Raw genomic sequence first — 12816 nt, 5'->3', positions numbered from 1 at the left:
TTATCTGCAGGTTAGAACACCAGCAAGTAAGGAGGTCTTATTGTTACTGCTTTATTAAAATCTCAAGAGTTAGGTCGGGGGATTAGCCGATAAATCGGTAATAATCCTGTTTATTCTGAATGACAAAGCCGCAGCTCTCATACAGCTTAAGTGCATTGGGATTATCCAGTGCGACCTCCAGATTTACACCATTATAATTTTGGCGCTCTCGTTCGATGGTCTGAAGAAGGGCGCTGCGGCCAATGCCAAGCCCACGTAGCTTTTTGTCGACTGTAAATCCATAGATCCAGGATTCATTATCTTCAGTCCACACTCGCATTTTCCCAACAGGCCTGCCGTCCATCTCGATCATAATATTCTCTTGCATACCTTCCTGTTTGTGCAACTCATACTGCTCGGCAGCATCTTCTGTCTTCATATCAAAACCTCCACAATCCAGTTCGACCAGAATGTGTGCCTCTTCTTCACGAGCTGGCCGTAAGACCACAGTCCCTGTTGCTGAGCTAACATCAGAAGAAACCATGGAATTCCCATCCCATTTCATTTGATATTCAGCGTGATTGAACTGTAGAGGCAAGGTTTGCAGGAAAGCAGTTCCAGATGAAGAAGCGGCGGGTGCATTTAGAAGAAGAGTAGAGACTTTATTGCGTTTGATTATGGTTTGTGCTCGGTTCCACAGAGAGGTGAAGATTCCGCGTCGACGGTAGCCTGGCCGAACCATGCCACAGACCTCCATATCGCTTCCAAAACCATAGAGTCCCAAGAAACCGACCAGTAATTCGTCCTCATAAGTCACAAGCCATTCCGTATCACCTGCGCTTGATGGCTGGCGGAGCATATCCCAATTCAGTTTTAATGAGATTCCTTCATATTGCTCACAGCGTTGTTGCAATTCCTCAATATTCTTAAAAGTGTCGGCAGTCGTCAAACCCGTTTCCCCCTAAAGTGTATTTGAACTATTATAAGTTCGCATAGTTACTAAAAAAGCTTCGCGGAAACGGGAGCAGGTTTTAAGCTCTCCCGCCAGTATTCCCGCTCAGCACGTCTTTGTACTCCGGGTGCTTCTCAAATTGATGCGCAGCATAGGAGCACACGGGTACAATTTTTAAATTCTCATTCCGAGCCTTGTCCACAACAGCACGTACAAGCTCTTGTCCAGTACCTTGACCGCGCAGTTCTTCGGAGACACGAGTGTGGTCAATGACCAATTCCCCGGTTTCTTTATCCAAACTGTATGTGATTTCGGCAAGGTCCTTACCGTCATTAGCAACAAAAAAACGTCCGTTTTCATTTTGAATTTGCATCTTATGGCTTCACTCCTAATTAGTTATTGCCTATATTTTACTACCATGAATTGCAAAAAGCGAGGAACGAACCAGATTGATTGTTCTTCGGGCTGAATGTTGCTTTCCTTGTTACCCGTGGATCGCTGCGCTGTATTTTTTGTTCATGTGGGCAACTTGGTCAAGCAGAATATAGCAAGTGAGAGTTAACTAACTTCAAGTATTTGTTTTGGTAAGCTGAAAACTGGGAACGCTGGGAACGTTGGGAACGCTGGGAACCCCCGGAACCCCCGGAACCCCCGGACCCCCGTAACCCCGAAATGCCAGAACCCCGTAACCCCGTAACCCCGTAACCCCGGAATGCCGGAACCCTGGAACGCCGGAACCCGTAACCCTGGAATGCCGTAACCCCGTAACCCCGTAACCCCGTAACCCCGTAACCCCGTAACCCCGTAACCACGAACTTCCGAACCCTTGGTTTTCCTATCCGCAGAACCTTTCGGACCCAGCTGACGCTATCTGCACATATTTAGCCGTTTGAGCAAAGTTTCGGACACCAGTGCAGCTATTCCTTATGAATAGGCTCGAAATAGGCATTTATAGTGTCAATAGCGCCTATGGAGTCCGATTGCTCACAAAAAATGGGATAATACTGCGAATAACGTCAACTGTGTCCGATAGCGTAGGATACTAATCCTTAGCAGAAGCTTACGGACCAGAGTCCTAATTCCCCACTGATGCTTTCGGACTCAGCAGACGCTATTTGCACATTTTTAGTCTTTTGAGTAAATTTTCGGACATCATAGCAGCTAATTCTTTGGAATAGGTACGAAATAGGTGTTTTTTATGCCAATAGCACCCATGGAGTCCGATAGCACGCAAAAAAGAGGATAATACTGCGAATAAGGTCAACGTGTCCGATAGGTTTCCGATAGCGTAGGATCCTAATTCTCCGCAGAACCTTTCGGACCAGAGTTCTAATTTCCCACTGATGCTTTCGGACCCAGCAGACGCTATTTGCACATATTTAGCCGTTAGAGTAAATTTTCGGACCCCAGTGCAGCTATTCTTCTGGAATAGGCATGAAATAGGTATTTTTAATGCCCATAGTGCCTATGGAGTCCGATAGCATGCTGAAAAGGAGATAATACTGCGAATTAGGTCAACTGAGTCCGATAGAGCTGAGTCCTGATCTCCCGCTGAAGCCTACGGACCCAGCAGACGTTATTTGCATAAGTCAACTGTGTCAGATTGCGTAGGAACCTATTCCTCCGCAGAAGCTTGCGGACCAGAGTCCTAATTCCCCACTAATGCCTGCGGATCGAGCAGACGCTATTAGCACAAGGTCAACTATGTCCGATAGCGCAGAGTCCTGATCTCCCGCTGAAGCCAGCGGATCGAGCAGACGCTATTAGCACAAGCTCAGCTGTGTCCGATAGCGCCCACGCTCGCGGAAATGACAGCTAAACCAGCGTGCAATGCAGAAAATTCGGTGCTGAAACAGCAGCTAATGAATTTTTATACACTCCCGTTTATAGAGTAGCTTGCGTATTCTCAGGATAATACAATAAGATTAAGAGAATATCTCACTACTGAAAAGAACCGCTAGCAGGAGGAATCATTGTGGAATACAAGGTTGAGGTTGAATTTGGATCGATTTATGAATTGTTGAACAGCTTACATACTTATCTCTGCAAAAAATCCTATAAGAAGATTGATTTAGGGGTAGCGTGGGCTAATGAAATTGAAAGCACGCTCAGTGAAGAGCTGTTATCCCGTCTGAAAGAAACCGAACTAAACAATGAGTGGAAAATGTTGAATCTGCTCATTTACTGTTGTCCATTTAAAGATGATGTAGACAGGGTGTTGAACTGGATTGAAGGGTTATCGGTTGGTGAGTTATATGAGACCTTATCAAAGTATGTAAAGGTATTTCCAAGCCATATGGAGGATTACCGTAACCGCGTAGTATTTTTACTTTCCGAGTGGAACCGCCAGTACTTTAGCCAATGCAATCCTGCGATTTTGAGCAAACTGCAGCAGCATGCGGATTCGAAGAACACGGAGCTTAATGAACTGGACACTGCGGATTTCGTGAACAAGACGACCAACGGATTTTACTTCATGCCTACGGATGGGCTTAAGAAGCTCGTACTGATTCCACAGTATCATTTTCAGCCTGCTAATATTATCTATTGCTATGGGGAATTAACGATCTGCCATTATGCGGCGTGGATATCGATGGAGAATGAGGAAATCTCCCCTTTTATGTACAGAGCGATCCGTAGTCTGAGTGAAAAAAGCCGGCTAAAAATCCTCCAAGCCCTTAGTGATGGCCGTAAGACGTTTACCGAAATTGTTAAGCATGCGGGGATCTCGAAGGGGATTGTGCATGATCATATTTTTAATCTTCGTTGTGCAGGTTTGCTTCATGCCTATATTGAAGGAGAGAATGTCACCGGATACAGTCTGCGTCTTGAAGGTATTCATCGGATGAACGAGCAGCTATTCGAGTATTTGAAATAATGATTTCGAAAAAAAATAACCGTCTGAAAGCCAGGGCTTCTCTTATGCAGAGAGGGGTTTTGGCTTTTTTATTTGTTTTAATTATCGCCTAATTCTGTTTATGGAGAATTTTTTTGAAGTTCTCTCTTTACAGAACTCGAAAACCTTTCTATAATGAACATCAGATGTTATTCATACTTAACGGGTAGGAATTATAGTTATTATTCTATCAGAGAGAAAAGGGAGATAGGTACATGAGAAAAAATGCGATTGTAATCACTTCATTACTGCTTACGGGGTCACTGTTACTTTCTGCTTGCGCTAATAACAGTAATAACGAATCCTCATCCGCAAACAATGCGGCTGCAGGCTCCAATTCAACCAATGTGGAAGCAACCACTGCACCAGAGATTGTTCCTGCGGGTGCTCTAAGCGAACCTTTTACTGCCACGGATTTATCCAAACTTCCAGCGGTGGCCCAGAAACGTACAGATACCATTATCGTTGGGCTTACGGACCCAAGCGGAGCGTTCACTCCTTATTTTCAACAAAGTGGTTATGATGGCAATGTCTCTTCACTGCTATACGCTTCTCTCGTAACTGTTGATGACAAAGGCGTTCCAACGCCGGAGCTTGCGGAGAGCTGGGATGTTTCGGATGATCAGCTTACATACACGTTCCACTTGAGAAAAGATTTGAAATTCAGCGACGGTTCACCGTTAACAGCGGATGATGTGGCATTTACATGGACGATCCAATACGACAAATCGTATGACGGTAGCTCCCAGCTTCCATCGCTAAATGTTAAAGGCGGCAAAGCCTATAAGGAAGGTACATCCCCTACAGTTGAGGGCATTAAAGTAATTGATCCACAGACGATCTCAGCAACCCTTGAGCAACCAAACGCAACGGCGCTGGTACAGCTCGGCTCGAATGTACTATCGAAAGCTTACTATGGCAAGGACTATAAAATTGGAAATCTTGAATACATTAAAAAGCTGCATGAGAAGCCACTTGGCGATGGACCTTACAAGCTGGAAAAATTTATTCCAGGTCAAGAAGTGCGTTTTGTAGCGAATGAGAATTATTTCAAAGGTAAACCAAAGACGGAGCATTTCATCTACAAAACTACGGAAGGCGACGTATGGCAGTTCGTAGAAACTGGTGAAGTGGACTACGCTTCCTTTAGTGCGACAGACGAGAATATCGAGAAGCTGAAAGCACTTGGTTTTGTGAATATTATTCCATACACTCCAAGTACCTATGGTTACTTGCAAGTTAACCTCAAGCATGAGCAGCTCAAGGATAAGCTTGTACGTCAAGCTATTGTGTACGGTTTGGATCGTCAGAGTATTTATGTGGATGCAGCACAAGGTGCAGGTTCTATTGCCAACATCCCGGCATCGCCGATTTCCTGGTCTTACACTGAGGAAGGTATTAATCCTTACAAATATGATCCGGAAAAAGCAAAACAATTGCTCGATGAAGCTGGCTGGACGGTAGGCGCGGGGGGGATCCGTGAAAAAGATGGCAAACCGCTGAGCATCCATTACCTCGGTTCGAAGAGCAAAAACACAGATATTTTCATCGCTGTAGCTAAAGAGAATTTTGAAGCGCTGGGTATCGAATTCCAGCCTGAGGTTTTCGCAGACTTTAACTCACTGGTATCGAAAGTAGAAGGTGGGGACTATGATCTCGTATCCTTCTCCACAAGCATGTTGACTGATCCGTCTGACGGGTTCATGCAATTCTTCGATGGAGAAATCACGGATTATGACAATCCGAAATTCCTAGAGCTGTACAACAAAGCCTTGGCCACTACTGATATTGAGGCACGCAAAGCGGTATATAAAGAGCTGTATCAGCTTTTCAATGATGAACTGCCTATTATTTTTACAAGTTATAAAAAGACAGTATACGCCTATAACGGACGTATTGAGAATCTCTCGGTCAGCCCGTTCATCGGTCTTGCTGGCAGTCTGCCAACTTGGAGCCTGAAATAAATAAACCAGTGTCCCCTGCCCTGACTGGATTCAAGGGCAGGGGACGAATCATAAGGAGTCTGTCATGAGCGCTTATTTATCGAAAAGACTGTTGTACATGGTCATCATCTTATTTGCGGCATCATTATTGATCTTCTGTCTGTATGCTTCAACTCCCGGTGATTTCATAACCGGAAATATTAAATTGACCGCTGAACGCAAAGCTGAGCTTCGTGAAATCTACGGCTTAAACAAGCCTGTGCTTGAACGGTATGGGATCTGGATGAAGAATGCGCTGCATGGTGATTTCGGGTATTCCTTAGCTCAACAAAAGCCTGTGCTGCAGCTTTTTAATGATTATATTTGGAATTCCTTTTTGCTGGCTGCCGTATCTACGTTTCTAACGTGGGTGATTGCGGTCATTATTGGCGTCATCTCTGCCTATAAGCAATATTCCTGGTTCGATACACTAGTGATGATCGCTATATTTGCAGCAATGTCGCTGCCGTCATTTTTTATAGGCTTATTCCTGATCAAAATCCTGGCCGTCGATCTCAAGTGGCTGCCTCCAGGTGGAATAATCACCACGGGTAGTAATGCTACGGGTTTGGCTTACTTTAAGGAGATCGTAATGCATATGACCCTTCCGGTTGTAGTTATGACCCTTCTGGGATTAGGTTCGCTCACCCGTTATTTCCGCAGCAATATGATTGATGTCTTAAAACAGGATTATATCCGTACGGCACGCGCCAAAGGCCTAAAAGAACGCAAGGTGCTCTTTACACACGCCTTACGTAATGCCTTGCTGCCCGCAATTACACTGGTTGGTTTTGAGCTTCCAGCACTATTTGGCGGATCACTTATTATTGAGAAAATATTCAATTGGCCTGGGATTGGCCAACTGTATATGCAGTCCTTCGGACTAAGGGATTATCCTTTGCTGATGGGCTTTACGATGTTTATTGCCATACTTACCGTCATAGGAACGTTGCTTTCGGATGTTTTGTACCGGATTGCCGATCCTAGAGTTCGGCTATAGAGAGGAGGAAGCTGACGTGGCAGTTCAAAGTAATGTAGCTGGGATCGCGAAGCCGCAGACCACCAAAGGAAAATCCTCTTTATTCCGGCAATCCATGCGGAGGTTGCTGAAGAACAAGCTGGCGGTATCCGGATTTGTGGTGGTGATCTTTATGTTTGCGCTTTGTTTTATTGGTCCGCTGTTCTCACCTTATACGGATAACAAAATTAATATGGCTATGATGAACAAGGCACCCAATATGAAGCATTGGCTGGGCACTGATGCATTGGGCAGAGATATTCTGACCCGGGTAATGCAGGCGGGGCGCATTTCACTGACCGTAGGACTAGCATCAATGGTTCTTTCGGTGTTTATCGGTGCTCTTTTGGGGGCTATTGCTGGGTATTACCGCGGTATTGCCGATCAAATCATTATGCGGATTGCGGATCTTTTATTGACGGTCCCGAGTCTGCCACTGCTCTTTATTTTTGGTGCGTTATTATCGGAGTGGAAGATTCCAACGGATTATCGGATGTATATCGTTATGCTGATGCTTAGTATTGTTAGCTGGCCGGGTATGGCACGTATGGTACGGGGGCAAATGCTTAGCCTGCGTGAACGTGAGTTTATGCAGGCGGCGGTAGTATTAGGCCTCCGTGATCGGCGTAAATTATTTAATCATTTGCTGCCGAATATCGTTCCGTTGCTGATCGTTATGGCTACCCTTAACATCGGTGGCGCTATATTGAGTGAATCGGTTCTTAGCTTTTTTGGGCTAGGTGTTATGCCGCCAACTCCAACCTGGGGCAATATGATTGATGCTGCGAATAATATGATCGACTTTCAGGATCGGCCGTGGCTGTGGATTCCACCAGGGTTATCGATTTTTGCGACAGTGATCGCGATCAATATCTTTGGAGACGGACTCCGGGACGTGCTTGATCCTAAACAGAAGAGGTAGGTGACCCTCAGATGAGTGATTTAATGAATATAGACGGTCTAAGTACATACTTCTTCACGGAAGAAGGAAAAGTGAAAGCCGTTGATGATGTAAGCTTCCGTGTTCGCGAGGGAGAGACGGTATGTATCGTTGGAGAATCGGGCTGCGGCAAAAGCGTGACCGCGATGTCCATCATGGGGCTTGTTGAGGAACCCGGGGGCAAGGTAGCCCAAGGGAAAATTGATTTTCAGGGTGAGGATTTGTTGAAAATGGACAAAAACACACTGCGAACCATCCGCGGGAATGAAATCGCGATGATCTTTCAGGAGCCCATGTCCTCCCTTAATCCTGTAATCAAGATCGGTGAGCAAATCATGGAGCCGCTGATTGTACATCTGAAGATGAACAAGAAACAGGCGCGTATCCGGGCGATTGAACTGATTAAGCAGGTAGGCATATCACGACCAGAGCAAATTGCTGATAGTTACCCGCATGAATTAAGTGGAGGTATGCTGCAGCGGATCATGATTGCTATTGCCATTGCCTGCAGTCCAAAACTTTTGATTGCTGATGAACCGACCACGGCGCTGGATGTAACGATTCAAGCGCAAATTCTGGATATGCTGCGTGAAATTAAAGATAGCTCGGGCATGTCCATTCTACTAATCACCCATGATCTTGGCGTAGTGGCAGAGATGGCCGATTATGTGATTGTTATGTATTCCGGAAAGATTGTGGAGGAGGGGGAAGTTGTTGAATTGTTCAACAACCCCAAACATCCCTATACAAAAGGGCTGCTCAAATCGAAGCCGGTAATCAATCAGCGACAGGATGAGCTGTATTCCATTCCAGGTCAAGTGCCAAATCCGCTTGAGCTGGTGCCCTCTTGTTATTTTCATGACCGCTGTGAGCATTGCATGCCTGTATGTGTCAGCCAGCAGCCCCTGCTTAAAGAGGTGGCCAGCAGACAAAAGGTAGCTTGCTGGTTGTATGAGGAGGCGGTTGTTCATGCCTGAGGCACTGCTTGAGGTCAATCATTTAAAGAAATATTTCCCTGTTACTAAGGGGCTGCTTAACCGAACCGTTGGGCATGTAAAGGCTGTTGACGATATTAGCATCACACTTCAACCTGGGGAGACGTTTGGGCTTGTAGGGGAATCTGGGAGCGGCAAAAGTACAGTCGGACGGACGATTTTACGGCTAACGGATAAAACGGCAGGTGAGATCAAATTCAAAGGGATAGACATTCACTCCCTGTCTCCTGCTGAATTACGCAATATTAGGCCCCAAATGCAGTTGATCTTCCAAGATCCTTATAGCTCTCTTAACCCACGGGTTCGTATAGGTGATGCCATTGGTGAAGCTTTACTGGATCATGGTTTATGCTCAAGGTCCGAGGTGCGAGATCTGGTGCTTGAAGCGCTAGCGGCTTGCGGTTTATCTTCTTATCATATTGATCGCTTTCCGCATGAATTCTCCGGGGGGCAGCGGCAGCGGATCGGGATCGCCCGTGCGCTTGTTTTGAATCCTGAGCTGATCATTGCAGACGAACCAGTTTCAGCACTGGATGTTTCCATCCAAGCACAGATTATTAATTTATTCAGTAAGCTCCAGCAGAGTCGAGGGTTAACGTATTTGTTTATCTCCCATGACCTGAGTGTTGTGGAGCATTTGTGTTCAAGAATCGGTGTCATGTACCTGGGCTCTATGATGGAGACGGCTTCAAGAGATGAACTGTTTAAGAATCCGCTCCACCCGTATACCAAAGCGCTGCTGTCGGCTGTTCCGATTCCTATTCCAAAGCTGAAAAGGGAAAGGATTGTACTTAAGGGAGATATTCCGAGTCCGGTGAACCCGCCTTCTGGCTGTAAATTCCATACCCGTTGTCCCTTTGCGCAAGAGGTTTGCAGATCTGAAATCCCGGTATTTCGTGATGTTGGCAGTAACCATTTTGTAGCTTGTCATTTAGTTTGATAGTTGTCACAAATATAGCAATGATTTACTCCTAAGACATGAATAATTAATGTTGAATTGTATAATAATACAATTTGACCTTATTTTTGCCTGGGCTCAAAAGTCTTGAGAGGTTTCAAAGCCAGGTCAATGGGGTAATTAGAGAGTGGTTAGGTTAGGCGTACATATCTAATCGGTCTAGTATAAAATCCCTACTTAGGAGGAATCATCGTGAATACAACAGTACGTTTGACAGAAAGATCCGGCTCGACTTCTTCACAGCGCAGAAAAGGCTTTGTACCGGTAGTCGTGTACGGTGCAGGTTCAGATAGCCAGTCCTTTACAGCGGATGCTAAGACAATTTCAGGTATTTTAGCCAGCAACCCACGGGCTGTTCTTACTTTGGAATTGCCAGACTCGGGCAAAAAGAACGTGGTTATTCAAGAAATCCAACGTCAGCCAATATCCAAACAACTGCTGCACATTGATTTTCAGCAGATTGATATGAAGGCCAAATTGGATACAAAAGTAGCGTTCCACTTTACAGGTGAACCAGTAGGTGTGAAGAGCGGCGGTGTGCAACAAATTGAATTGCATGAGCTGGATATTCGCACACTTCCAGATAAAATAGCTGCATCCTTTGAAGTGGATATCAGTGGACTAGATATTGGTGATCAATTGCTGGTATCTGATTTGCCGAAGCATGAAGGCTGGGAAGTATTGACGCCTGAGGACACTTTGATTGTCCGTATTTCACCTCCAGCAGCGCAAGAGCCAACAGAAGAAGATACTGCTGAACCCGCTGCAGCTGAAACTGCTGGCGAAGATAAAGCAGAATAGTATAGAGATAAATAGTAAAGAGCAGATAGAATCCTTATAAAGGAGCTGTCTGCTCTTTTTGTTTTGCCTTCATAAATATGAATTCATAAAAAAAGATGCTGGTCTTTCGTATGGTTTCTCAAATGGCAATTTTGGTTGTTTCGCCTCATTTAGTTAAAAATTTACATAAAATCGTTGACGAACGGGTTTCTAAGCCTGAAAATGAGGACAATTACCATGGTGAAATATTCAAAAGTCCCTGTTGTTGCTGTTTGAAAACGCTTTAGTTTTTATGCTTCAAAGAACTCTCATTGCCTAGTTCATCATGATTAAGAGGAGGAAAGTTATGAAGATGAGGAAGCTGTTTTCGATCTTAATGACAAGTTTGCTGGTGCTTGGGGTAGCTCTACCCTTTGGTGGAAAAGCGAATGCAGATGCTGCAAGTGACGCTTCAAATCGTGCTTTAATCTGGTTGAAAGCCCAGCAGGATGCAACAGCGGGGTATGCTTTTGAGGGACTGGTAGATAGCTTTGAAGATTTCTGGGGACCGAACAACCCCAAACAGATTGTATACACGTATGATCAAGCGGTTGCAGCTATCGCCTTTATTGTAAAGGGTGAACGGACGCGGGCAGAGCAGGTTTTGAACAAAATGCGGGACATTCAAGATCCTTCCGGCTTCTGGCTGAATTCTTATTGGTATAACAACGGCTTCGGAGAAGAAATCCGTAAACATGTAGGACCCGTTGTATGGATGGCAATGGCTGCTATGGCTTATGAGAAGCAATATAATGATACACGGTATCGTCCGATGGCACTTAAAGCACTCGATTGGAGTTTACAGTATAAAAAGGCTAATGGCAGTATTGCAGGAGGATGGAGTGGTTGGAGTAATTCCGATGAGCCTTGGAGCTCAACCGAGCACAATATCGATATTTACCGGGTATTGCAGTATTATGCTTCGGTGGATTCCTCAAAGGCAGCCACTTATAACAGTGCGGCTTCTGGAGTCAAAACCTTCCTGGATAATTATGTGTGGGATGACACTGTCAAACGTTTCAAGGGGGGCTGGAAAAACGATACAAATCTGATCGACCCCAAAATACCTTTAGACGTGAACCCTTGGGGAGTGTTAGCTTTAGGCGTATCCGGGGCCCATAACTACGGCGCAAGCTTAACCTATGTGGAAAATGCCTCCGGCACCCCGGGAACACTAGCAAATCCGCGTTACAAGCAGACGCTTACTTACAATGATGCTGGGAATACGCTCACCGGATACGATTTTGACTGGACAGACGAAGTATTGCCGGCGTATGACGATAACGGAAATCAAATTGGCAATACGGGTGCTGACGTATGGTTTGAAGGAAGCGCATTCATGTCACTCGCTTATTATCTGCAAGGCAATGCCTCAAAGGCAGACGCCATTAATACAGAGATTATTAAAAAACAAGGCACAAGCGGTGCTTCGCTCGGGGGTATTCCCTACTCGCTGAAAGGGTCCAGCAACAGTTATTGGGTGATGGCGCAGCAAAACTGTGTTTCCAGCACAGGCTGGTTAATAATGTCCCTGCACCGGTTTAATCCATTCACAGGTCAATATTTGACGGGTGGTGGTAATACTGGGGATACAACCGCGCCAACCGCTCCCGCTAATCTAACGGTAACCAGTAAGACGGATACAGGAGTTAGCTTAACCTGGTCCGCTTCTACCGATAATGTTGGCGTTACAGGTTATATTGTTTATCGCGGAACACAGCAGGTGTCCACTGTGGGGGGAACTACAGCTACTGTTAGTGGACTTACTCCAAGCACAGCCTATACGTTTACAGTAAAAGCTACGGATGCAGCAGGTAATTTATCCTCCGCTAGTAATACCGCAACAGTTACTACTAATTCCACTGGAGGCAGCGGAGGCGGTGATCATGTGACGGCTGACTTTACAGCAGGGGTAACGAGACTTTCTGCTACAGAGGCGAGTATCTATATTACACCTGTAACCAGTGCTCTTTATGTAGATGTACATTACAAGATTAGCGGTGGTTCCCAGCTTAATTACCGGATGACTAATAACTCAGGAACATGGAAGCAGACGGTGAGTGGATTAAGCGCTGGCAGCAGTATTGAGTACTGGTTCACTTATGAGAAATCCGGCCCGCAATATGATTCAGCACATTATACTTTTGTTCAGTAAGATTAGCAGTTCGTAAAAATCATTCTAAGAGAAGGCTGTTCCATGCTGCCATTTATAAGCGGCGGGGGCAGTCTTTTTTTGTGGGAAAAATAGTGAATAACCGTTAAATCCTTCTCAAGACG

Annotated in this window: 10 protein-coding genes; 8 read left to right on the top strand and 2 right to left on the bottom strand. The window is 45.3% G+C overall.

The features are described 5' to 3' along the window. Window positions 1-82: 82 nt before the first annotated feature. Both MHH86_RS20360 and MHH86_RS20355 read right to left on the bottom strand, forming a co-directional pair. Entirely contained in the window at window positions 83-928 is an 846-nt protein-coding gene (locus MHH86_RS20360; protein WP_036685729.1) for a GNAT family N-acetyltransferase, read from the bottom strand. A gap of 82 nt (window positions 929-1010) precedes the next feature. Then, entirely contained in the window at window positions 1011-1304 is a 294-nt protein-coding gene (locus MHH86_RS20355; protein WP_036685732.1) for a GNAT family N-acetyltransferase, read from the bottom strand. Between the two features lie 1602 nt (window positions 1305-2906). Here MHH86_RS20355 and MHH86_RS20350 point away from each other — a divergent pair. From MHH86_RS20350 to MHH86_RS20315, 8 genes are all read left to right on the top strand, one after another. Then, window positions 2907-3809, top strand: a complete 903-nt coding sequence (locus tag MHH86_RS20350) for a winged helix-turn-helix domain-containing protein (protein WP_076317320.1) — start codon at window positions 2907-2909, stop codon at window positions 3807-3809. A 233-nt stretch (window positions 3810-4042) separates the two neighbouring features. Then, window positions 4043-5791: an ABC transporter substrate-binding protein gene (locus MHH86_RS20345; protein ID WP_036685737.1), complete on the top strand. Its 1749-nt coding sequence runs from the start codon at window positions 4043-4045 to the stop codon at window positions 5789-5791. Between the two features lie 64 nt (window positions 5792-5855). After that, a complete protein-coding gene (locus MHH86_RS20340; RefSeq protein WP_036685739.1) occupies window positions 5856-6809 on the top strand; it encodes an ABC transporter permease in 954 nt (317 codons plus the stop codon). A gap of 16 nt (window positions 6810-6825) precedes the next feature. Continuing rightward, window positions 6826-7749 (top strand): oligopeptide ABC transporter permease, encoded by a 924-nt coding sequence (opp4C, locus tag MHH86_RS20335; protein WP_036685740.1) that lies wholly within the window; start codon window positions 6826-6828, stop codon window positions 7747-7749. A gap of 11 nt (window positions 7750-7760) precedes the next feature. Next, window positions 7761-8744, top strand: a complete 984-nt coding sequence (locus MHH86_RS20330) for an ABC transporter ATP-binding protein (RefSeq protein ID WP_076148357.1) — start codon at window positions 7761-7763, stop codon at window positions 8742-8744. Beyond that, window positions 8737-9702, top strand: a complete 966-nt coding sequence (locus MHH86_RS20325) for an oligopeptide/dipeptide ABC transporter ATP-binding protein (RefSeq protein WP_036685744.1) — start codon at window positions 8737-8739, stop codon at window positions 9700-9702. Before MHH86_RS20330 ends, MHH86_RS20325 begins: the two co-directional genes overlap by 8 nt. Before the next feature lie 210 nt (window positions 9703-9912). Further along, complete coding sequence (locus MHH86_RS20320; protein WP_051491406.1) at window positions 9913-10521, top strand: 50S ribosomal protein L25; 609 nt, start codon at window positions 9913-9915, stop codon at window positions 10519-10521. Window positions 10522-10846: 325 nt separating this feature from the next. Continuing rightward, window positions 10847-12694, top strand: coding sequence for a fibronectin type III domain-containing protein (locus tag MHH86_RS20315; protein WP_076100118.1), 1848 nt, complete (start codon window positions 10847-10849; stop codon window positions 12692-12694). Window positions 12695-12816 lie beyond the last annotated feature (122 nt).

The organism is Paenibacillus sp. FSL F4-0097, from assembly GCF_038593125.1.
Taxonomy (GTDB): Bacteria; Bacillota; Bacilli; order Paenibacillales; family Paenibacillaceae; genus Paenibacillus_AQ; species Paenibacillus_AQ odorifer.
Note: the sequence above shows the minus strand (reverse complement) of the source record. Positions and strands in the feature narration are given on the sequence as shown.